This window comes from Embleya sp. NPDC050493, from assembly GCF_044458105.1.
Taxonomy (GTDB): domain Bacteria; phylum Actinomycetota; class Actinomycetes; order Streptomycetales; family Streptomycetaceae; genus Embleya.
Genome location: NZ_JBITHP010000050.1, coordinates 1 through 21,504 on the forward strand (window position 1 = coordinate 1; position 21,504 = coordinate 21,504).

Below are 21,504 nucleotides of genomic sequence, written 5' to 3' on the forward strand. Positions count from 1 at the left end.
TGCTGGACCGGAACCTGCACCACCTGCCACAGGCCACTTCCAACCAACACCCGAAGACACCCAGAACCCATCCCGACCTAACGAAGTCCTACTAGAAGGTCGATGAAAATCTTGGGACCGGTTCCGCCGCGTCAGCGGCGGAACCGGTCGCGTTTCGGGTGCTGTGCCCCGCTCAGGCGGTGGTGGGCAGGCACCAGGTGGTGCCGTCGTGGGTGAGGCCGAGGCCGACGAGGGTCCGCAGGTTGATCGCGGCGGCGCGGACGTGGAGCCAACGATCGTTCGCGAGGGCGCCGCGGTGGCGGAGTCTGCGGTTGCCGCGGGCGACGATCCAGGCGACCGCGCGTTCCACCGGTGGGCGCCAACGCCGGTACTCAACCTGCCAGTTCGGGTCGGTGCCGGCTTGTCGGCGCGCGGCGGCGAGGTGGTCGTGGTGCGGGCGGATCGTGAGGGTCCGCCCGGCTTCGGCCTTGGTGCACCGGCCTCGGAGCGGGCAGTCGGTGCAGTGGTCGCCGAAGAACGCCTTGCGTTGACGATGGCGTCCGGCGGGGGCGGCCAGGGCTGCGGTGTGGCCGGCCGGGCAGGTCGCGGTGTGGGCGGTGATGTCGACGGCGAAGTCGTCGAGGGTGAACCCGCCGGGCACCGCGCTGCGCAACGGGGCGGGTTCGATGAACAACCGGTGCCCGGCGGCCTCCAGGACCGCGCGGGCGTCGCCGGTGGAGTACGCGCTGTCGCCCAGGACGTCGACCGGGTCCGGCTCGTCGGCGAGAAGGTCGAGGGCGACGTTCGCCTCGTGGTGTTCGGCGCCCGAACCCGGGGTGAGTGCCACCGCGGTGAACAGGAGCGTCTCGGGTTCCACGACCAGGTGGGCCTTGTAACCGTCCTGGTGGCGGCTGCGGGTCTTGTGGATGTGCCGGGACTGCGGGTCGACGACCGAGACGACGCGGTCGGGGGCGGTGCCCCGGGTGATCCGCCACCTGCCGTCGCGGCCGTCGGAGCCGTCGGCGGGCTCCACGTCCTGCCCCGCGACGAGCGCGAGCAGGCCGATCGCGTTCGCCGCGCGTTCGCCGTGCTCGCGGTCGGGCAGGTTCCCCAACAGCAGGAACGCATCGCGGACCAGGGCGTCCACCAGATCGGCTCGGGCGGCCGGGTCGTTCCAGGCGATCCGGGGTTTCCCCGGGTCGGTGTAGTCGTGGGCGCGGCAGTGTTCGGTCGCGACGGCCGCGGCGTCGGGGACCTCGCGGATCACCGCGCGCACCCCGGCGACGAGTTGGGTGACGGTGTCCTGGGTGGCGACCGCGTCGTCCAGGACGGTGGAGTCCACCGCCCGACGCTGCCTGCCCCTCAACACGCCGGTGGCCCGCACGACCTCGCGAACCGCGTCGAAGACCCGGTCCGGACGCGCCGACCGGGCCAGACGGCGACGGAAGTACGCCAACAGCGACGGGTCCAACGCGATGTCGTGCAGGCCGAGCCCGCAGGCGGCCTTCCACCGCAGGTCGCACCGCAGTTCCTGCACGGTGTCGAAGTCCGAGAGCCCGTTCAGGGCCTGCAACGTGATCGCCACCGCCAGGACCTGCGGCGGCATCGACGGACGCCCGTTCGCCGACGGATACATGTCCGCGAACATCACCGCCGGAAACAACGCCTCGCGATGCTCGGCCAGGAACGCGAACACACTCCCCGCCGGGATCAGCTCCCGACACGTCGCCCACACGTCCGGCCCGATCAACGCACCCGACCACTCCCCCTGCACCATGAAAACGAGTCTGGTCCCGCCACTGACGCGGCGGGACCAGAACGCAACATCTTCATGAGTCTTCTAGGCGCCGTACCCGCAGCGTCGGATCCGGCTCGGGGCGGCCGGCGTCAAGGCCCGCGACGTAGTCGAGGATCGCCGACTCGGCCGCGCTCGGTCGATCGCCACGTCTCCGCGACCGCCACCAGTTCCCACGTCTGGCGCTGGTTGATGTTCTCCGTGGTTTCCATGGGAACCAACCGTTCGACTCCTGTTCGAACAGCGCTTCGGAGATTCGCCAAGTGCGGATGAGCTTGTTCGCGTAGTTGCGCTGCATGTTCCAGCGGGTGAGCACGTAGTCCTCGAACACCTCGTGCGTGGTCCGGGTACAGGCGCCTGTCGCGGATGATCTGCAGCGCCTTCCCTGCCGCCAAGAACGCCTACTTGAGGTTCTCGACAACGGCCTCGCACTTGGCGAAGGCCCGCCGACTCTCCCGGTCGGTGGGCCGACACCTCCCGAGTTCAGAGGGAGGTTGGCGCCAGCCCGCCGCGAGACGGAGAAATCACCGCCCGGACTTCGCTGCTGCCCGGCGCCCCACGCCCCGTGCCTGTCCGTCGTTCCGGATGCAGCGGCCCCGACGGATTGTCGGGGCCGCTGAGCCTGAACACCAAGGAGGCTTCGGTTTCCGAGGGTTTCAAAGCAGGTTGACGGAATCCCGTTTCGACTCTGGTCGTACGGCCATCAGGCGTCTGCCTGGGTATCCCTATCCGTATATCTGGACGGTGATTGTTCCGGAGGAATCAGGTGCGATCTTGATCGTATATATTCCGGTCGTGGGTAGAATTATCGGATTGACGATCGTGCGCATGGTCGGGAAGACCCCGGATATGGAGTATCCGAGCGATACATCGGCAGTGTCGTAGAGCGTTGTGGAAATGCGCCATTTTGGATCGCTGCCGATGTATTTTCCGGATGCGCGGATTGTTTGTCCTGCCTGTCCGACGAAGGTAATGTAGGCCAATTCGCCGCGCAGGGTCGGGGGGACAGTCAACGAAACGGGTGGCCCGTTGACTATCGCCGAGGTCGACAGAATGGATTGGAGGACCTGCAGTGAGGTTGTCCCAGACAGGGTGGGCGACGGTGTGATCATGACCGTGTAGGTTCCGGTGGACGTCAATTTAACGGGAAGCAGCAACTGCCCCCAATTGAGTGTTGCCGCTTCGCCTGATGCGACCCTATTCCCGGCCGGATCGTACAGTTCGAATTCGCATCCGTAGAGGTTATTCGGGGTGCTGCCGTTTATGTAGACCGTTTGTCCGGCCTGTCCGGGGAACGTGACCGTGGCCCGCTGTCCGGGTTGATCTGCCGGGGCGGTCACTGACACAGGCGGGCCGTCGAGGATAGTTGATCCCTTTGCGATCGTTCCCAGGACCCGTACGGTGATCTTTCCGGAGTCTGCGGCCGGTGTCGCGATGTGGAGCGTATACGTCCCGCTTTTCGACAAGGTGGTTGGAGGGGTCAGGTGCTGCGGACCTTCCAGGCTGAGGAAGCCAGCCTTCCACACCACGTCGCCGGAGGGATCCAGAAGCGAGATGTGGTTTGTGCCCCAGTTGGAATTGCGAATGAGGGTGCCATTGACATAGATCGTTTGCCCGGCTTGTGCTCTGAAGGAGAAGTTCGCATCCATTCCCGCTTGAGTGGTGGTGACCGAGACATCCGGACCGTCAACTGTTGCGTTCGTGCTTTGCATCGGAGAACCGGTGCTCGTGAGGCTCCCCCCCTCGCTGTCGTCGTCCACCGATTGGATGTAGACCGTCTCGGGGAGAACTGCGGTGAGGAGTTTCACCGAGCCGGAGCTGCCTGCAATCTCGGCGAGCGGGATGCCGTCCGAGGTGAAGACCTCGTACCCCTTGACGGGTGGGCCGGACGTGGGTGGTTGCCAGGCGAGGGTGACGCTTTCGCCGTCGGCCGACGGTGTCTTCGTCAGTGATACGGGGGCCTCGGGTGCACCGGGGCCGGGATCGGCGACGACGGTGATGACCGTACTGGTGATGTTGGACAGGATCGCCTGGTTCGTCACCCGTAGTTGGACGGTGTACGTGCCGGGAGTGTCGAAGACGGCGGACCGTGAAGGGGCGGCCGACGGTGCGGGAAAAATGCCCGAGTTGTCGAGGTCCCAGGCGTAGCCCAGAGCAAGGCCGGTGGGGTCGAAGGACGCTGCCCCCGACAGTAGGAAGGGTCGTCCGGCGTAGACGGGCGGCACCGGGGTGATTGCTGCTGTGGGCCATCCCGGCGTGACGGAACTGCCGGCGCGATTCGCGAAGTACTGGGCAGCTCGTGCGGCGTATGGCGTTGGATCCGCCGCGTCACCTTGTGTGTGGTAGGTGCTGTGTGCGGTGACACCGCTTACCTTGAACGGACGGAAGCTGACGAAGCCTTGGCAGACCCCGTCGTTCAAGTGGCAGTAGGAGAGCACTTTTCCGTTGGCGGCGTCGGGGAACTCGGCTCGGATCCTGCTTGCGGGATGCGCGAGGACGCCCACGCGTTCGGGGTCGAAGTCTCCGGCGGCGCGCTGTGACAGGGGATTGAACAAGGGGTCGCCGAACAGGACCACGCCGAAGATGTCGCTCAACTGGCTGGCGTCGAGGCTCTGGTAGACGTTTCCGGAGGCCTGGCCGCCCTGGCTGAAGCCCGCCAGGATGATCTTGGTGACTCCAGCGCATTCATCGCGGATCGCCTTGATCTTGCTGCGCAGATAGGACTCGCCACGCTGTACTGAGTCGACGTAGGGTCCTCGTCCAAGACTTGCACTGGCGGCGTTGACCGCGCTGCCCACCCCGTCCACCGACACGGCGTCGTACGGGTTTGCCCATGTAGTCGTGGCGTTCGCCACACTGGCCGGCAGTTTGCTCTTGAAGGATTGGATGAACGAGTAGACGGGCTGACCGAATCCGTTCTGGTCGGTGAGGAGCTGCCCGGATCCGCGGCTGCCTAGGATGGCGAACGGCGCGCAGTCCGTGGTGGCCGCCCGGGCCATGGGCATCTGTAACGACGTCAGGCCCGATAGGAGCAGGATCAAGGCTCCGGTGAGCAGGATGCGTACCGAGCGTGCGGCTCTGGTGGTCAACTTTCCCCCTGCGTTAGGTTGCACCAATGGTTGGTGACAAGCGAATTCCGCGATTACGTCGTCGGCGTCAGCCGGTGGTTCTGGGACGGCCCCTGAGGGCGATTTGGCCCCCGGGCCCTCGACTCTTGGCCGCCCAGGCATTGTTGTCCGCAGTGGCCGATGCCCTCGGGGCCCGTGAGGGGACGGTTCTCACCGACAGGTTGACCGGGGGCGGTATCACGGGACCGTTCATGGTGACGATCGCGACCATCCGCGAAGGGCCCCCCGACGAGGTGGTGCACGGGCTCCGGAGTTGCGCGGCCCGGCTCGGATACCGGCGGGACCTCCACACCCATATCGCGTCGGTGGCGGGCGAGGACGATGCGTGGGATCGCTATGACGTCCTCGGAACGCTTCCGAACCTCCTCGTCAAGGTCGTTCCGTCTGGTGGGGCGTTCGAGGACGTGCGTGTTCCCCCAGGATCGACAGGCGTCCTCGTGAGCCTCGAACTCGGCCTCACCATGACCCAGGACGGTCGGACGGGAAAAGTGCCGAGTACGGCAACTCGTTCCTATATGAAGGAGATCGGGATCGACATCTTGCCTCCACCACGGTGGCAGCGTTTTTGGTGGTGGTGGTGGAATCGCACCTTGACGCACATTCGGTTGGCTTGGACCGCCCGACGCCTGGGCGCATATCGTGGGCGTCCCACGCTGGTGTGGTTCGTGGGTGGGGACCCAGGGGGGCCGTACACCCTTGGAGTGTTGGCCATTCGGCGGGGCACCTGCCAGGACACGGCTGCCACAATCACAGAGCGTGTGCAGGGCGGGAGTCCTCGGTCGAGCGTTCTCGCCCCGTCCAATCGTGGGAGCCGGCGACCTAACGGAATATCTCGAATCGCCGTGAATCTGACGACCTACGGTCCGGGGGACAAGATCGATCAGAATGGTACAACGGTTCCCCCTGAATTCATGGGGCTGATCACGACCTTGACTAGCAGGACACCCCGTCGTGGGACATGAATCCGACGGAGTTAATCGTACGCAGGGGGAGTTTATTTGATTGAGCGTGTGCCAACGATCAACCATTCGGAGGGCTCCGCTCCGGGCCGTCGATTGCGTGGGATAGTGCCGTGCAGCGACCACCCATGTCTACAAGCAGCTCCGGAACAAAACAAGACTTGACGGTTGCTCGGATAAACGATCTTCATGCTGTCCACTCGTTGATCTGTTGGCAGCATGAATATCACAATTGGCCTGATGCATCTTATTTGCACGACATATGTTGCTTTGATTGCCCAACCTTCGGGAGTTGTGGTATGCCAAGCTCGGCCTCTGATGAAGATCGTGAGAATTTCTGGCGCATCACACTAGTATGATGCGCCGGATTTTCCGGCTTTGATTTGCTAGCGTCTTTGTCATGTCGCGTTCGGTGGAGTTCGTGTTGACGGAGGACGAGCGTGGTGAGTTGGAGCGCTGGTCGCGGGGTTCGTCGAGGTTGGCGGTGCGTGCGCGGATCGTGTTGCGGTGCGCCGAGCCCGACGTCGTGTACCCGCGGGTCGCCGCCGACTTGGACGTGTCGGAGATGACGGTCGGCAAGTGCCGGAAGCGGTTCGCGCAGTCGCGGCTGGAGGGTTTGGAGGACGCGGACCGATCCGGTCGGCCGAAAGCCGTCCTGGTGTTGACGGACGTCGAGCGTGCGCAGTTGACGCGGTGGGCTCGTCGGGCGAAGACCTCGCAGGCGTTGGCGCTCAGGGCCAGGATCGTCCTGGCCTGTGCGGACGAGGCGTCGAACAAGGAAGTGGCCGTTCGTCTGGGCACCACGGCGTCGATGGTGACGCGATGGCGACGACGGTTCGTGGAGTCCCGACTGGATGGCCTGGCCGACGAGTTGCGGCCGGGCCGACCGGCCCCGAGGTGCCGGCTGGCCCGAACTCGGCCACCCCACACCGAGAGCCGACGCGCAGCCTGCGCAATCCGGGCCGCCACCGCCGGCTTCACGCCCTCAGCGCATCCCATCCACACGTGCACACCACCACCTGGACCCGAATGCGCCGCCGCGGCGGCGATGCCCTCCGCCCGCGCGACCGAGACGAACACCTCCGCCCACGCCAGGAGTTGGGCACGCGACCACAGGCCGCGCACGGTGTCCAAATCGAGAACCAGCAGGGCTGAAGCGCCAGGACTTGGGGCCGACCTGGCGGGCGAGATGCATCGCCACCGGACGCACGGAATCCACCGCCTCGACCGGTACTTGGTCCTCGGGCGGATATACATTCCCCCACCCGCCCGACTCCCGCTGGGCAGCTCCACGCACCAACTCACGAGGAGATAACAAGAGGAAAGCAGTCAGGATCAATTCGGGCTATTCAGGACAAGAAGCATGACCGGCAACGGCGAGTTGGCTCGGCCCACGTGTCGAAGACGACACGCCGGCACGAGGCACGGGGGGTACCGCCACAAGCCGCAGTTGTCCATGGACAACCCGGGCCACCGTGTTGTTGGCGACGGCCGCGAGCGACCAGGCTCTCTGCTCATCACCTCGCACCCTGGGCCCATGCGGGAGCCTGACTCGGGGAAGCCCGGTTTTGTCGTCGCCGACGCGCGTCGTCCGTGTGTGGTGTTCAGTAGCGCGCTATAAGTTCAACGTCGGAGCGGGCCCTTGAGGAGGCGAGGCGGCATGACCGACAGAACTCGGGGTACCGTCTTCACGGAATACGGGACCTTCTACCTTGTGCCCGGCTTTGAGTTGCCCCAAGGGGACTGGCCGAAGTCGTTGACGACGGGGTTGGTCTCGGCACGTGGGGACGAGGTGCGCATCAGAACGGGTACTCGCACGGGGGAAGTGCCGCTGGCCACGGAGACTTACGACCGGGAACCGCCCCTGGAGCCCGGTTGGAAGGACATCGCGGAGGTCTCCGTCGCGGTGCCCTCGGGAGCACTGCGTGTGCTCGAGTCCCGGCATCCGTTCCTCTTCGACGACCTTGCCACGTTCGGCCCCGGGGACTACCGGGTGCGGGTGTACGCGAACAACCGGGGCGACGAACGCGCCGGCCGCGGAAGCAGGGACTCCTATCTCCTCCAGCTCTGGCCGGCCCCCTGGGCCGAGGAGAAACTCGTCCGCCTGTGCGAGGACTCACGACACAAACTCGAATCCGCGAGGCGGCACGCGGACGACCCCCTCCCCGACCCTCCGCGACCACCCCGAAGCGATCCCCGACCCGAACCCCGACCCATGTCCGCACCCGGCGGTTCCCGCGCCCACCTCCAAGGCGCGCTGCCGCACCCCACTACTTCCCCGGCCGAGGACGACTGACCACGACTCACACCGCCGGTGAACGTCACCGACACCAGGCGGGCCCGGCCAGGAGGCCGGGCCCGCCTTCGAACCACCCGCCCGGGGATCGAAAACCCTCGCCGGCGCGTCACCGCAGGTCACGGGCCCTGTGCGCACCCTCGGAGGCCCGTACCGGATATTGCTGTCGGAATCGCGATCCCGCACCGCGGTCAGCGGTGGGTCCGGGCGAACGCCTAGTCCACGCATCGCACGGCCCGCGTCAACTCGGCTGCGTCGGCCGGTCGCGAGTCCTTGCAGGCGACGAGCAAGGTTCGCCCGGTGAAACACGGACATCGGAGTTCGGAGACCCGAATTGTCGGCCTCTATTCCCGGAGAATCGACAGGGACGTCGAGCGGGGCGGACGGGCGCGGAAGGCCGGGGTGTCCGTGGGACGGTCACCGGTGCGCGTACCGGTACAGGCACGCGGTGGTCTCCTTCTCCGACAGGCCCAGGGCGCGGCCGATCGTGGCGAGGTCGTGTTCGTGGCGTGCGTAGGTGGCCGCGTTGGCGCCGGCGTCCTCGGTGGCGGTGTGCAGCAGCCGCAAGGCGCGCAGGGCGACCAGCGGGGTGTCGTCGGCCAGGGCCTCCAGTCGGTGGCCGAGTTGCCGGAGCAGGTCGGTGACGTCCTCGGGCAGGGGGACGGCCGCGTGCTCGACCCGGTCGACGTGCGCGGCCCAGTCCCGCTCGCAGATCCTCGGATCCTCCAGCGCCCTCCACGGATGCCGGACCTCGTCAGCTTCGGGGTCGACCTCGGCACCGTCGGGCGCGGCCGCCAGCTCCGGCATGTCGGCCACCGGGTGGACGTCGCCCTGCCAACCGCAGGAGCACACCGCGCGCAGTGCGTGCGCCCTGGGCGCCCTGACCAGGCTCTCCCAAGACCCGTCGTAATACCGCCAGTCGGTGCTCTCTTGGAAGTTGGTGCCGCTGCCGACGTCGAAGAGCACCCGACGCGGCGTCGTGCCGTCGGCGAGCACCACACCGACCCGGCCCTCGTGCGCGGCCCCGAACTCCGGTGCCTGCCAACCCTGCTCCCTCACACGCACCTCCGCTCTGTCACGGCCGCCCGCGCCTTCCACGGCCGGTCGTGTTCCCGAGCCTGCCTCACAGGCGCCCGTGTCGAGGGTCGTTCGCTGTGATTGACGCCGAGGACGCGCCTTTTCGGCGGCCGACGGGACGGCACCGCCCGGTGCACGGCCCTGACCGAGTTCGCCGCACACACCGCACGCGCCTCCTTCGCGAGGCCGGCCGCGCCGCTTACGGACGTCGACCGCCGCAGCGATGGGGAGTCGCCGGCCCGACGTGTTCGATTCGCGTCGTCGACGCGGTTACCCGGGCCAGACCTCGAGTGCCCAGGTCGGCAGGCATCGGTGGGGAATCATCAGGTCCAAGGAGCCGGGCCGAGCGGCCCGCCGAACAGGGGAATCGATGGACCACGGGCTCGCGCCGCGCGACACCGACCACGCCGACGTCGTCGACGCACCCGGCTCCGCGGCCAGCAGGCCCGGGCCACGCATCTCGGCGGCCCGCCGGCGCCTGTGTCGGGCCCATGCCTCGGCCACGATTCACCCGCGCTTTCGAGACGATCGGGGAATGATCGCCACGCGCGGCCGCAACCTGGCTGGGAATCGTTCGATCGTCCGCGACGCTCCGCAGCCCCGTGCGGGCACAAGCGGCCACCGCGAGAGCGTACGCGTCGTATCCCGCCGCCTGGCGCACCCCTCGAACCCACACTTCGCGAACGAATCCCGCACGTGGGCACGGCGGTCGCCCGGCGGCGTTCCTGGCCGGAACCGCCGTCGTCTCCAGGGTGGAGGAAGTGATCTTTCCCCGTTGGAAGCCTTCTTCCGAGGGCGTCGCGAAACAGGGGCGCCCGGTCGGAGAACCGCAGAGAGACAGGGAAAAGACATGACAGTCACCAAGGGCCGCGCGGTCGTCGCGGCAGCGGGCGGGTTGCTCATGGTCCTCACGAGCATGGGTGGGGCCGAGGCCGCACCGGCGGCGTCGGCGGCCTCGCGCTTCGCTCCGCAGGCCGCGTCCGCGCACCTGACCGCCGCGCAGACCTCCGCGTTACAGACGGAGGTGGACGGCTATCTGAAGACGATGGGCGGCACCCAGGTCGCGCTCAACAAGATCGACCTGGACGGCAAGGGCGAGGTCCTCGTCGCCCTGCCCGGCGAGGCCCACCCGCACGACTTCGCCTCGGGCGACGGGAACCGCGTCGCGGCCGACCCGTGCACGACGGGTACCGGAGCGTCCGGGAACTTCTGTGCCTACCAGCGCGACAGCTACCAGGGAACCAGGATCGACATGTGGCAGTGCGACACGAGGTACTACGTGTCCACCTGGGGCAGCGGCGGTTCCTGGATCAACGACCAGACCCGCAACCAGGAGAGCCGCCGGGCCCGCATGTACAACCCGAGCGGCACCCTGATCTACACGACGCCGGTGGCGTACAGCAGTGATCCCCACGGCGACTGGAATCCCGTCCGCTACGTGATCCCCTGCCACTAGGCCCGTGTGATGGAGTGATCCGGATCGACGACCTCCCGAAGGTCGTCGATCCGGATCCTCGCTGCCCGGCCGACGAGCGTGGGGCCACGGCGTCCGGGGCTTGCCCCGATACGGGATCCGTGGCCCGGGAGGGGTGCAGCCGGCTTCGTGCTTCCTCCGTTGACAGGAGGGCCGAAAGGTCAGTCTGCAGGAGCTGGTTCAGACGAGGTCGGCGGAGCTGTCGTCGCCCCAGCCGTCCTCGATCTGCATGCAGCCGTGCAGGGAGCGGGAGTGGCGATCGGCACGAGGCGCAGGCGGCGCGCCACGCGCCTAGAACAAGGCTTTGAAGGCGTTCACGAGGCGGTCGATCGCATTCTTGAAGCAGTAGGCGCCTGCCGGAGGACGACGCCCTGCGCCATCGGGCGAGACGGGCGCACGCCACAGGATCGTCGGCGACAGGCAAGGTCGGGTTCGGGGTCCCGTACGGTACCTCCCGGTACACGCGGAGACCCCACGACGAATCGTCGTGGGGTCTCCGGCGCTGCCACCGATGGGTTCCCGGTCAGCTGACGGCGGACAACTTGGCCTTGCCCTCCCGTGGGGGCATGACCTGATAGTTGGGGATCAGCAGCGGCGGTACCAGGGGCGATTGGGCCGCGCGCTGTATTTCCTCGTTCATCTCCTCGATCGACGTGTATCCGGCGATCGCGGGGTGCAGCCAGTTGCGGCGGTTCGGCCGCAGCACCAGGCCCTTGTCGCACAACTCGCGGATCCCACGGCTCACGGCGGATTCCGGGATCCCCAACATGATCCCCATCGCGCGCTGCGAGTGTTCGACGAAACCACCGGGCTGCTGCAACCGGATCATCGTCGACAGGACCTTCGCGGCCGTCGGCGTCAACTCGAAGAACGGCAGCTGCCCGATGACGTGGGTGTTCATGATGAGGTTCGTCTCTTCGTCATCGGTGTGCCCGACCATCAGCTGCCTCCTCGACGGCGCTTGGTGCCTTCAGTATCCGCTTCTACCCGCCGATCTCCCCCGCTCAAGTGTGCCGGGCCGATCTGGTAGGGGAAACCTCCGGGGAAACTCTCCGCGACCAGCGATTCGATGAGCGCGCCTTGACTCTCCCCGTTGCCCTTGAACGCAAGCCGCGGATTGACCAGATACTCCCCGTTCCTCGTCTTGTGCACGTAGTTCAGCTCGGACAGCAACTTGATCGCCGTACTCACACTGGATCGAGGGATGCCGACCGTGTCGGCGATCGCCTGCTGGGTCCGCTTGATCACGGCCTGGTCCTGGCGACCCATCAGCCAGACGAGCACCCCCATCTGCTGCCGCGTCAACACGACCGTCCCCAGCTCGGGATGCTCGCCCTCGAACACGAGATTGTGTCCCAGCAGCAGGGGAGCCACGATCGAGGCGAGGAAGTCGTTGCTGATCAGCGAGAACCCGCTGTCGCCGTACATGCGGTACGGGGACTGCCGGGTGAGCTGGACGGAAACCCGCGCGATCGGCCGCCGATTGCCCCGCTCACGCTCCGCCTGATCCGCGATCCCCTGCGCGAGCTCGGCCAGCAGGTCCCTGCGCGGTGACGCCTGCCCGGGGCCTGTCCTGCCCGGACGTCGACGAGACGCGGGTGGCCTCGCCGGTTCCGCTTCGTGCGCGTGCTCTGCCACCAGTTCGGCCGCCCTTTCTCTAGCGCCCCAGACGCTAGCGAAACTTGCGGATACCTAGAAGCACCTTGCGGGTAGCCGCAAGTTCGTGTCGCGGAATGTCGACCCCAGACTCGACATTTCCGTGCCCGGGCCTCTTCCCCCGTGCGGTCGGGTGCCGGGCCCGGAACCCGGTGGGTGGACCGATCCCGAGGGATGCGACGGGTCCAGGGGCGACACGCGACCTTCGGCCGCGTACGGGCCGGCCCGTACCCGCCGGGGATCGCCCCGGACGCGACCAGCGCCAAGGGCGCGCTGGACCGCCCCTACCGCGGGCCCTTCCGGTCCTCGCGGGCCGTGGCCGGCCCGCTCCGGTCCGGGTGGCCCTTGCTACGTGGAAACCTCCCCGGCCGGGGAGGGACCACAGGGGACCAGGCGATCCCCTGTCGCCGGCGGCACACGCCGAGACCGATGTCGGTCGGGTGGGGTGGGACGACGTGAACAGGTCGCGTGCCGTGTCGGGAACCCGTGCTCCCGCTCGGGTTTTCGGGATTGCCCCGGACGGACGGCGCGTGCGTGAGCCCCTCGGTCGGGTTCGTGTAAAGAGGCGACTCGCCGAAATATGCCTCTGACCAGCAACAATGAGAATCACGATGTCGACCCGCGCTCGACATTCCGCCCGAGAGATGTCGAGCCTGCCTTACATTTCGACCCGAGAACTTCTAGGTACCCGCAAGTTCCGGGACGCCGTCCACGGGCGGCCCGACCGCATCCTCAAGAGCGCGCCGCGGGCACACCGCAGCCGTTCCTCCACGGGCCGCCGCCCGCATCGAAGTGACCGTGGCGCCGACCGCACGGCCCGGCCCGGGGTACCCGCCCACGTCGTTCGCAAGCACACGGCGACGCACGGCCGCACTCGCCTCCGAGCCTCGCCGCGCCGGCGGTCAACCGAGTAGCAGCGCCAGGACTTCGGAGGTGTCGGACAGGTCGGCGACAACGTGCGCGGCGCCCGACAACTCCCGTGCGTCGCTGCTTCCGGTGGTGACCGCTACGACCGTCGCGCCGCCCCGCAGGCCCGCGTCCACGTCGGCGGGCGTGTCGCCCACGATGAACGTGTTGCCGCGATCGAACGCGACGCCGTGGCGCAGGCCCGCGAGACGTCGCGCCGTGCGGACCAGTTCGGGGCGTTCGGTGTGATCGTCGCCGTACGCCCCGAGGGAGAAGTCGATCGGGGCGTCGAGACCGAACACCGCCAGTTTCACCAGACTCACGGCACGGGGATTGCCACTGACCACGGTCTGCACGACACCCTCGGCCGCGTCCAGCGCGGCCAGGATCGCCGCGGCCCCCGGCAGGGCGTGCCCGCGTTCACGCATTTCGCCCGCCCGCTCGCGGTACCCCTCGGCCAAGGCCTGTGCGAAATCCGCGAAGTCGCAACCGCGGGGGTCCAGTCCGTGGAGCTCGGCGGTCTCGGCGAAGATGACCCGCTCGGTGCGGCCATGCACGCTCGCCATCTCCCGCAGCGGCGTGCCCGTGACCCTTCGGAACGCGGCGGCGAAGACTTCGCGGCCCACGCCGCCGGTGTCGATCAGGGTGTGGTCGATGTCCCACAGCACGAGACGAGGTCGGGGCATGGTCACACTCCGGGGCGTTGTCGAGGGCGTTCACCGGCGTGGCAGGGTCTGCCCGCCTACGGTGAATACAAGTACCGCGCGCCACAAAGAGGTTGGGACATGACGAAGCCGGACCCCGACGAACCTCCGATCGGCGAACGCGTCCGGTCCCACCGCCTCCGCCAGGGCCGCACCCAGGCCGCCGTCGCGGGACTCGCGGGCATCGCCGAGGACTACCTGTCCCAGATCGAACGCGGCCACCGCACCCCCACCGTCGCGGTCCTGCGAGCCCTCGCCCGCGAACTCGGTGTTCCCGTCTCCGCCCTCCTGGGCGAACGCCACCCCACCGCCCCGGACCGCATCCGCGCCGGACTCGGCGCCGTCGAACACGCCCTCGTCGGCATCACCCCACCCGCCCCACCGGCCGAGACCCCGGACCTGCCCGGACTGCGCGATCGCGTCGAACACGCATGGCGCACCTACCAGACCTCACCCACCAGATTCACCGACACCGCCACCCTCCTACCCCCGCTCATCACGGACACCGAACAGGCACTGCGCACCCTGCTCGCCCCCGGCGAACAGGACCACCGACGCGAGGCACACCGGATCGCCGCCGACCTCTACACACTCCTGCGCACCTGGTGCAAACGCACCGGCCGCCCCGACCTCTCCCTCCTCGCCGCCGACCGCGCCCGCCGATCCGCACACGACGCCGACGACCCCCTGCGCATCGCCGCGGCCGACTGGAACCTGGGCCACGTCCTCCTGAACGACGGCGAACCCGAGGCCGCCGAGACCGTCGCCCGCCACGCGGCAGCCACCCTGGGGCCCTGGCGCGAGCACCGGGAGCGCGCCGCCATGTACGGAGCCCTGCACCTGGTCGTCGCCGTCGCCCTGGCCCGCCGCCGCATGTGGTGGCACGCCCGCGAGGTGATCCGCGACCACGCACACCCGGCCGCAGGCGTCAGCGGCGAAGGCAACATCCACCACACGGTGTTCGGCCCGTCCAACGTCCAACTCCACCGCGTGTCCATCGAGATGGAGTCCGGCGAGGCCGCCACCGCGCTGCGCCTGGCCCGGGACGTGGACCCGTACGCCCTGCCGTCCGTCGAACGCCGGGCGACCCACCTGCTGGAGTTGACCCGCTGCCACGAGCAACGCCGCGAGGACCCCGCAGTCCTGCTGCACCTGCGGCAGGCGGAGGAGACCGCACCCGAGGACGTCCACAACAGCCTCCTCGCCCAGGACATGGTGCGGGACCTGCGCCGACGGGCACGACCGTCGTACTCGCGGGAGGTGGCCGCGCTGGCCGCGCGCATGGGGATCCTCGCGAACTGACCCGCGCTCCGGGACGGACCCGAGCGCAGAGTCGACCCGAGCGCACAGCACGGGTCGACCGGCCCTTTCGCCCCTACGGTTCCTGCGACGGAACCGAGCGGGAGGGGCGGCGATGGAGGACGAGCGGGTAAGCGCATGGTTCGCGCGGGTCGCGACCACACCCGGCCTCGGCATCCCCGGCCGGCTGCACGCCCCCGCAGTCCGCGTCGTGCGCGTCGGCCTGCTGTTCGACGTCGCCGTCATCGATCGCGCCACAGGACATCAGGCGTGTTCGCTCCTGAGGGCGGCCGGCGACCTCGGCCCCGTCGTCGAGAGCCACCTCGGTCGGTGTTCCTTCCTGGTCGAACCCGGACACGGCGCCGGTTGGAACGAACTGGTGGCACAGGCCGAACCGGGGGCCGTCGCGGCCCGGTTCGTGTCCACCGGCGCCTACCTGTGGATTCCCACCGCATGCCCACCCCGCCCGGGGGAGCAGCCCGCGGCGTGGTGGGTCCAGGCCCCGCGCACGGTCGGCGCCGGCGTCGCCCTGACCGACCCGGCACGACTGTGCGCGGCCCTCGGACTCGCCGCCCATTTCCCGACCGCCGCCGGCTGACAACGGTGCCACCGCCACACGGCGGCATCCATGCCCCGGTCCGGGACCGCGCTGCCCGTGAGCACGTCCCGGACCGGGCCCCGACCGCCCCCGCCGGGCGACCCCGACACCGACCTGGAGCATGTGATGACCTCGGGCAACCTGCCCGTCCTCCCGCCGGGGCGGCGCCGCCCGAGCGCCCCGGCCCCCGCGCCGCCCGCGCCCGTGCATGCCGGGACACCGGTACTTCCCCCGGACTCCCCGTACGCGCACAACGGCCGCCTCGACCACGCCATGCACACGACCTCACCGCTGCCCTGGTCGGGCAGCGCCTGGGACACCTGGTGCGATCCGCAGCACCGGCCGCACACGCTCGCCGCGTTCGCCGACGCCGCCCTGACCGCCGCCGACGGGGCGGCCCGCGTCGACGACGTCCACCTCGAACACTGGCCGCTGATCCAACGCCTGGCCGACACCACCGAGGCACTCACCCTGGTCCGGAACACGCTCGGCCCGGACCTGGGCGTCGAATCGAGCAGGCTCCTCGTCCATCGGGGCCCCGCCGCGATGCCCGTGCACCAGGACGGCACCGGCCCCGGCCTGCTGCTCGACCCGCGCCACACTCTCACCTCGGTGTACGTCCTCGCCCACGACGGCGACGCCCCCTTTGCCCGCGTGGTGCCCACATCCCTCGCCGACGGATACCTGCCCCACGGGACACTCGACTGCGGCGAGTTCGGGACGCTGCCCCGCCTGCTTCCCGAGCCGGGCAAGCGCTGGCGCAGCACCGACGTCGACCTACCGCCCGGACACGCCCTCCACTGCGATCCCCGGACGCTGCGCCAGTACGGCAGCAGCGCGTTCTGGGTGGCCCTGATCCTGCGATGGGTGACTCCTCTGGGGGTCGTGCGCCGGCCCGCCGGGGCACCGCCGATCCGACGCGTCAGCGGCGAGTTCGTTCACTGGCACGAGCCCGCAGCGCTCGAACGCGCCCGCAGCAAGAGGTTCGGGCCCCAGCACGACGCGGGCGCCGACGAGAGCCTCGTCGCCCTCGGGGCCGGCCCCGGCACTCCGTCCCTGCCGATTCGGGGAACCTGAAAGAGCGTTTTGTCCTGCAAATCGTGTTTGGTTCCGGGTTCAGGGGTCGCGCCAGTTCGGGGTGTTTTCGTGGGTGAGTCGTCGGGTCATGAGGTCGATCATGGCGAGGTGGATCATTGCTTCGGAGCGGTGTGGGTGGGTTTCGTAGTCGCGGGCGAGGCGGCGGTGCTGCATGAGCCATCCCAGGGTGCGTTCCACGATCCAACGTCTGGGGAGGATCCTGAATCCCTTGACGGTGGGGTCGCGTTGGACCACTTCGACGTCGATGCCGAGGGTCGCGCCGTGTTCGATGGCCTTGGTGCGGTAGCCGCTGTCGGCCCAGGCCTTGGTGATGGTGGGGTGGGCGGCGGCGATGGCGGAGAGCAGGTGGATGCCGCCGGCGTTGTCGGAGACGCTCGCCGCGGTGACCCACACGGCGAGCAGGAGGCCGACGGTGTCGACCCCGACGTGGCGTTTCCGTCCCACGATTCTCTTGCCCGCGTCGATGCCCTGACCTGCGGTGGGGACGTTGGCGGAGGTCTTGACGCTCTGTGCGTCCAACACGCACGCGCTGGGCTCCGCGTCGCGGCCCTCCCGATCGCGGATCAGGCGCCGCAGGACTCCGTTGAGCTTCTCGAGGATGCCGTCCTTCTGCCAGTGGGCGAAGTAGCCGTAGGTGGTTTCCCAGGGTGGGAAGTCGTGGGGAAGGTAGCGCCAGGGGATCCCGGTGCGGTCGACGTAGAGGATGGCTTCCATGATGCGACGCAGATCGTGCTCGGGTGGGCGGCCGAAGTCCAGTCCGTTGCCCCGGCGTTCGGCCCGCCAGGCCGACAGGGTTGGTTCGAGCAACTTCCAACGAGCGTCGGACAGATCACTGGGATAGCGCCGATGTCCGGTCATGCCTCGTTGGTAGCGCCCGGCGGCCGACCTGCCCAAGGCGTGAACGGGGGCGGACCGGGGCGTCACGGGATCAGACAGGAGCGAAGGTAGTGAACCGGACAGATTCGGAGCGTCTTGAGCCGCTTCCGTCACGGGAGACGCCTACGGTCCCAACCATGCGGATCAATCCAACGCTGCGAATGCCATATCGCACTCATACAGGGATAAAACGCTCTTTCACTGGGGCTGACCCGCAGCACCTATGCGCGGTGTTCAACATCACTCCGGAGACCGGACTGCGCTACACCCGCTTCTTCCACCCTGACCCCACGGACAGCGACGACGCGTCCGGCCGCAACATGGAGACATCGTGGCCGACAGCGCCGCCGTGACCGTGCGCCCTGTGCTGTATGAGGTGAGCTCCCTCCCGCCCGCGAGCCTCAAACCGCGATACGACGACGTGCCCAGCTGTGCGTGCCGGTCGAACGGGGCTCACCGACGGTTCCATGGGGTGTCGGCGTACCGTCCGAATCCAAGCCGTACGGCCACAGCCTGTTGACGATTTCCCGCAGCTTGGCCGGGCGGGACAGGGCCTCCGTGTCGCCGTGGTCGACGGCCTGCCGGAAGAGGGCTTCGGCGCTCTCCCGGTCCGGCCGCATGGAAGATTTCGGTGGGCGGGGCTGTGACCTGGGCACTGAAATCTTCCGTGCGGCGGCTCACGGTGGTCCGGGCGCACGTGTTGCTTCAGTGTCCGGTGTCTGCGGCGTTCTGCCGGGCCTGGCCGTGGGAGCGCTCAGCGTTTGACGCGGTTACGGATGGCCAGGAGCGCCAAGCCCAAAAGGACGGGTTCGGTTACGCGGGACGCCATCTCGATGTAGGTACCGGCGGTAGTCAGGTCCTGGTCAGAGGAGCGGAACACCACCGAGTTGAGCGTGACGTTCACGGCCATTTCAAGGCGCTCGCCGGTGAACCTGTCCCCGGTGGGATTTCGGGGAGCAGCCTTGTCGATCTCGAAAGTGACCGTGCCGCCGCCGGGCGGCACGGTGCCGGTGGCTTCCTGCTTCGGGGAGTCCTTGGGGAGCCCGAACCCCATCAGCAGCACGATGGTGACGAGCATGGCGGCAGCGAGCCAGCCCAGGGCCCGGGAGGCGCGCAGGCCATAGCCGGACAGCAGCCAGTAGCCGTGCAGCAGTCCGCGTTCGGTGCGCGTGGTGCCGGTGGTGTCGTGGCGGCGCATCTCCATCTCGCCGTAGTAGAAATCGGCCGCCCCCGGCTCGTTCTTGCCGTCCTCGAACGCCTTGCGCAGCGCCCGGTACACCGGCGCCAACTGCGCCGGCCCGACGCGTCCGGCACTGAACACCGCCACATTCCAGCCTCGGACCGCCGTCGGCTGGCCCGCGCGCCAGAGGTGCTCCTCCGCCAGGGTGCGGCGCTGAGTGAAGCGCACCGGGCGCCCGCGCCGCCAGTGGGTGCCGGGCGGGACCCGGTCGAAGGAGCAAGTGCCCTCCAGCCGCACCTGGTCCAAATGCACGGTCCCGGTGAACAGACACCCCGACAGGTCGACATCAGCGATAAGCAGATGGCTCGCGTCCACCCCACGCAGCGAGGCCAACCGCACTGTGGCGTCGGGCGCGTCGGCGAGAGCCTGTTCTGATACCGACCGGCCGTCGGAGAGCACGAAGGGCTCGGCTTCCGCGGCGATCGTCATAGGGTATTCGAAGACCGCATGGCCGAAATCCACCGTTGCATAGCGCAGACGCAACTCAGCCGTTGACGACCAGCGGGTCCGCCGACAGTTCAGGCGCCGCGCGGCGAACGAGAGGGTCACTGGACCGTTGAACACCGCCCCGGACAGCACCACCCGCCCAGCGCACACGAACGGCCCGAGGGTGCTCAACCGCTCGAAAGTCGTCTGTGCAAACGTGAGGTCGCTCTGACAGGTAGCCGACTTGAAATTGGCGGCGCTCTCGAAGGTCGCCAACGCGAACCAGGCGGCGTCCTCGAAGGTCGCCGACTCGAACTGGGCCTCGCGCTTGAAGGTCGTAAACGGGAATCGGGCGGTGTCCGCGAAAGTTGCCCGCCAGAACCAGGCGATGTTCTGGAAGGTCGCCCCTTCGAACCGGGCAACGCCCTCGAACCGGGCGGCACGTTCGAGCGGGGCGGGGTTCAGGAAGGTTCCCGCCCCGAAGAGGGCGAGTTTTTTGAAGGTCGCGGACATGAACCAGGCGTCGCCTTTGAAGGTCGTTGACACGAACCAGGCGTCGCCCTCGAAGGTCGCCGACACGAACCAGGCGGCACCCTCGAAGGTCGCCGAACGAAACGAGGCGTCGCCCTCGAAGGTCGCCGACACGAACCAGGCGGCACCCTCGAAGGTCGCCGAACGAAACGAGGCGTCGCCCTCGAAGCTCGCCTCTTGAAACTGCGCAGCGCCGAGGCGGGGGTGTCCGGTGGCGGGGTCGCGGAGGGCGGCAAGGAGAGCATCGAGAAGCGGTTCGGTGAATGGGGTGCCGCGGTGGTCGATGGTGTTACCGGGGGTCAGCCCCTCCAGGTAGGCGTCGCGCTGGGCGTCGGCTAGGTGCGTGAGGCATGCCGTGTGGCCGGGAACGTGGATACCGCGACAGCCGAGGGGGTCCTCCGGGCCCGTGCCGTGACCACAGTGCGGCCAGTTAGGCGGAGTGGGGGGCAGGGCGGGGCTCGGGTTCTCCATACCCGAAGGATGATCTAGCACGGCCGTCGCCTCCGAGGCCGCCACGCTGGTGCCCTCGGCGCGGCACTGAAGGGCGTACTGAAATGAATCGTGCGCTACTGAAATCTTCAGAGCCATCCGACACCCAGGTTCGGGACGCCGAGTGCTCAGTATTCGCGAACTCAGGCGCTTTCCCCGACGACTACATCGGCGAATCCACTCGTGCGGAGATCGCCTACGCCACGGGGCTGGGCAAGCGGATCACCTACCGCGCGGACCGGTCCGCCGGGGCGCGGGTGTTCGTGGAGGGGTTCGCCGCGCAGCTGCGGGACGTTCGTGCCCACATCAGCGATGAGCCGGGCCTGACGATGCTGCACGGCGTCCACCTGGAGGCCGGCGGCGGGCGGTTGTACGTGGTGGCCACGAACCGGTTCACTCTCGCCGCCACCTGCCGCGACACCCCCGGGATCGGCACCTGGGACGTTTTGATGCCCCGCGCCGAGGTGGACACGGTGCTGAACCTGGCGCGCGTGGCCGGCACCGACGACGCGCACCTCGCGCGCACGCCCACCGGCCTGGTTGTCCACATCGGCGAATACACCGTCGCCGTCGACCGCGCCGACGAACACGGCGAGTTCCCGCGCCGTATGTGGCGGACGAAGGTCACCACCGCCCTGGCTGCGGGCCCCGCTCTCGACACCGAGATCGTCGTCGACCGGCGCCGCCTCGCCGCGTTCGCCCCGACCCACGACACCGAGACCGGCGCCGTTCAGCTCTGGGGCAGCGGCGGCCCCCACGACCCCCTCGTGATCACGCGCGGGACCGACTACATCGGCCTGCTGATGCCCATGCGACGCGGCACCGACGGACCCACCCTCGACGAGGTCCGCGCCGCCTGGCGCCTCGACGACGTTCGCCCGGCCGACTGAACCGCGCCCACCTGCATCGCAACCCGCAGATTCCCCGGGCGGCCGTACCGCGACCAAACGAGGCCGCCCGGGGCCCGACCCGC

The 21,504-nt window shown here is 68.6% G+C and carries 17 protein-coding genes; 8 read left to right on the forward strand and 9 right to left on the reverse strand.

From position 1 onward, the window contains the following. Positions 1–172: 172 nt before the first annotated feature. The 3 genes from ACIBM5_RS45395 to ACIBM5_RS45405 all read right to left on the reverse strand — a co-directional run bounded on the left by ACIBM5_RS45395 (position 173) and on the right by ACIBM5_RS45405 (position 4,863). A complete protein-coding gene (locus ACIBM5_RS45395) occupies positions 173–1,756 on the reverse strand; it encodes an IS1182 family transposase (RefSeq protein ID WP_396012568.1) in 1,584 nt (527 codons plus the stop codon). Between the two features lie 52 nt (positions 1,757–1,808). Further along, positions 1,809–2,105 (reverse strand): hypothetical protein, encoded by a 297-nt coding sequence (locus ACIBM5_RS45400; RefSeq protein ID WP_396012569.1) that lies wholly within the window; start codon positions 2,103–2,105, stop codon positions 1,809–1,811. Positions 2,106–2,499: 394 nt separating this feature from the next. Continuing rightward, the gene (locus ACIBM5_RS45405; RefSeq protein WP_396012570.1) at positions 2,500–4,863 is read right to left on the reverse strand and encodes a cutinase family protein; all 2,364 of its coding nucleotides are present in this window, start codon (positions 4,861–4,863) and stop codon (positions 2,500–2,502) included. Positions 4,864–6,261: 1,398 nt separating this feature from the next. Between ACIBM5_RS45405 and ACIBM5_RS45410 the strand changes: the two genes are divergently transcribed. Next, on the forward strand, positions 6,262–7,176 hold the full coding sequence (locus ACIBM5_RS45410) for a helix-turn-helix domain-containing protein (RefSeq protein WP_396012571.1): 915 nt from the start codon (positions 6,262–6,264) through the stop codon (positions 7,174–7,176). A gap of 345 nt (positions 7,177–7,521) precedes the next feature. Continuing rightward, entirely contained in the window at positions 7,522–8,157 is a 636-nt protein-coding gene (locus tag ACIBM5_RS45415) for a hypothetical protein (RefSeq protein ID WP_396012572.1), read from the forward strand. A gap of 417 nt (positions 8,158–8,574) precedes the next feature. On the opposite strand, the gene ACIBM5_RS45420 is transcribed toward ACIBM5_RS45415, so the two are convergent. Beyond that, complete coding sequence (locus tag ACIBM5_RS45420) at positions 8,575–9,216, reverse strand: hypothetical protein (protein ID WP_396012573.1); 642 nt, start codon at positions 9,214–9,216, stop codon at positions 8,575–8,577. A gap of 868 nt (positions 9,217–10,084) precedes the next feature. Here ACIBM5_RS45420 and ACIBM5_RS45425 point away from each other — a divergent pair. Beyond that, a complete protein-coding gene (locus ACIBM5_RS45425) occupies positions 10,085–10,690 on the forward strand; it encodes a hypothetical protein (RefSeq protein WP_396012574.1) in 606 nt (201 codons plus the stop codon). A gap of 541 nt (positions 10,691–11,231) precedes the next feature. Here the strand turns inward: ACIBM5_RS45425 and ACIBM5_RS45430 are convergent. From ACIBM5_RS45430 to ACIBM5_RS45440, 3 genes are all read right to left on the reverse strand, one after another. Further along, entirely contained in the window at positions 11,232–11,648 is a 417-nt protein-coding gene (locus ACIBM5_RS45430; RefSeq protein ID WP_396012575.1) for a hypothetical protein, read from the reverse strand. After that, a complete protein-coding gene (locus ACIBM5_RS45435; protein WP_396012576.1) occupies positions 11,648–12,346 on the reverse strand; it encodes a MarR family transcriptional regulator in 699 nt (232 codons plus the stop codon). The genes ACIBM5_RS45430 and ACIBM5_RS45435 overlap by 1 nt, the downstream gene beginning before the upstream one ends. A gap of 920 nt (positions 12,347–13,266) precedes the next feature. After that, a complete protein-coding gene (locus ACIBM5_RS45440; protein ID WP_396012577.1) occupies positions 13,267–13,956 on the reverse strand; it encodes an HAD family hydrolase in 690 nt (229 codons plus the stop codon). Between the two features lie 99 nt (positions 13,957–14,055). Between ACIBM5_RS45440 and ACIBM5_RS45445 the strand changes: the two genes are divergently transcribed. The 3 genes from ACIBM5_RS45445 to ACIBM5_RS45455 all read left to right on the forward strand — a co-directional run bounded on the left by ACIBM5_RS45445 (position 14,056) and on the right by ACIBM5_RS45455 (position 16,948). Beyond that, positions 14,056–15,276, forward strand: a complete 1,221-nt coding sequence (locus tag ACIBM5_RS45445; RefSeq protein WP_396012578.1) for a helix-turn-helix domain-containing protein — start codon at positions 14,056–14,058, stop codon at positions 15,274–15,276. 112 nt (positions 15,277–15,388) lie between these two features. Beyond that, positions 15,389–15,871 carry a hypothetical protein gene (locus tag ACIBM5_RS45450; protein WP_396012579.1) on the forward strand — a complete coding sequence of 161 codons (483 nt, stop codon included), beginning with the start codon at positions 15,389–15,391 and terminating at the stop codon, positions 15,869–15,871. A gap of 57 nt (positions 15,872–15,928) precedes the next feature. Continuing rightward, positions 15,929–16,948, forward strand: a complete 1,020-nt coding sequence (locus ACIBM5_RS45455; protein ID WP_396012580.1) for a hypothetical protein — start codon at positions 15,929–15,931, stop codon at positions 16,946–16,948. 39 nt (positions 16,949–16,987) lie between these two features. On the opposite strand, the gene ACIBM5_RS45460 is transcribed toward ACIBM5_RS45455, so the two are convergent. Next, complete coding sequence (locus ACIBM5_RS45460) at positions 16,988–17,827, reverse strand: IS5 family transposase (RefSeq protein WP_396012581.1); 840 nt, start codon at positions 17,825–17,827, stop codon at positions 16,988–16,990. Positions 17,828–18,075: 248 nt separating this feature from the next. Here ACIBM5_RS45460 and ACIBM5_RS45465 point away from each other — a divergent pair, with 248 nt between their 5' ends. Continuing rightward, positions 18,076–18,198, forward strand: coding sequence for a hypothetical protein (locus tag ACIBM5_RS45465; protein WP_396012582.1), 123 nt, complete (start codon positions 18,076–18,078; stop codon positions 18,196–18,198). A 401-nt stretch (positions 18,199–18,599) separates the two neighbouring features. On the opposite strand, the gene ACIBM5_RS45470 is transcribed toward ACIBM5_RS45465, so the two are convergent. Next, entirely contained in the window at positions 18,600–20,513 is a 1,914-nt protein-coding gene (locus ACIBM5_RS45470; RefSeq protein WP_396012583.1) for a pentapeptide repeat-containing protein, read from the reverse strand. A gap of 83 nt (positions 20,514–20,596) precedes the next feature. On the opposite strand from ACIBM5_RS45470, the gene ACIBM5_RS45475 reads away from it, so the two are divergent. Continuing rightward, on the forward strand, positions 20,597–21,421 hold the full coding sequence (locus ACIBM5_RS45475; protein WP_396012584.1) for a hypothetical protein: 825 nt from the start codon (positions 20,597–20,599) through the stop codon (positions 21,419–21,421). The last annotated feature ends 83 nt before the right edge of the window (positions 21,422–21,504 follow it).

Excerpts from the sequence above, each read along its gene's own strand:
- ACIBM5_RS45395 (WP_396012568.1), bottom strand. The coding sequence starts at position 1,756 with ATGGTGCAGGGGGAGTGGTCGGGTGCGTTGATCGGGCCGGACGTGTGG.
- ACIBM5_RS45410 (WP_396012571.1), top strand. The coding sequence starts at position 6,262 with ATGTCGCGTTCGGTGGAGTTCGTGTTGACGGAGGACGAGCGTGGTGAG.
- ACIBM5_RS45415 (WP_396012572.1), top strand. The coding sequence starts at position 7,522 with ATGACCGACAGAACTCGGGGTACCGTCTTCACGGAATACGGGACCTTC.
- ACIBM5_RS45425 (WP_396012574.1), top strand. The coding sequence starts at position 10,085 with ATGACAGTCACCAAGGGCCGCGCGGTCGTCGCGGCAGCGGGCGGGTTG.
- ACIBM5_RS45430 (WP_396012575.1), bottom strand. The coding sequence starts at position 11,648 with ATGGTCGGGCACACCGATGACGAAGAGACGAACCTCATCATGAACACC.
- ACIBM5_RS45440 (WP_396012577.1), bottom strand. The coding sequence starts at position 13,956 with ATGCCCCGACCTCGTCTCGTGCTGTGGGACATCGACCACACCCTGATC.
- ACIBM5_RS45445 (WP_396012578.1), top strand. The coding sequence starts at position 14,056 with ATGACGAAGCCGGACCCCGACGAACCTCCGATCGGCGAACGCGTCCGG.
- ACIBM5_RS45450 (WP_396012579.1), top strand. The coding sequence starts at position 15,389 with ATGGAGGACGAGCGGGTAAGCGCATGGTTCGCGCGGGTCGCGACCACA.
- ACIBM5_RS45460 (WP_396012581.1), bottom strand. The coding sequence starts at position 17,827 with ATGACCGGACATCGGCGCTATCCCAGTGATCTGTCCGACGCTCGTTGG.
- ACIBM5_RS45470 (WP_396012583.1), bottom strand. The coding sequence starts at position 20,513 with ATGGAGAACCCGAGCCCCGCCCTGCCCCCCACTCCGCCTAACTGGCCG.
- ACIBM5_RS45475 (WP_396012584.1), top strand. The coding sequence starts at position 20,597 with ATGAATCGTGCGCTACTGAAATCTTCAGAGCCATCCGACACCCAGGTT.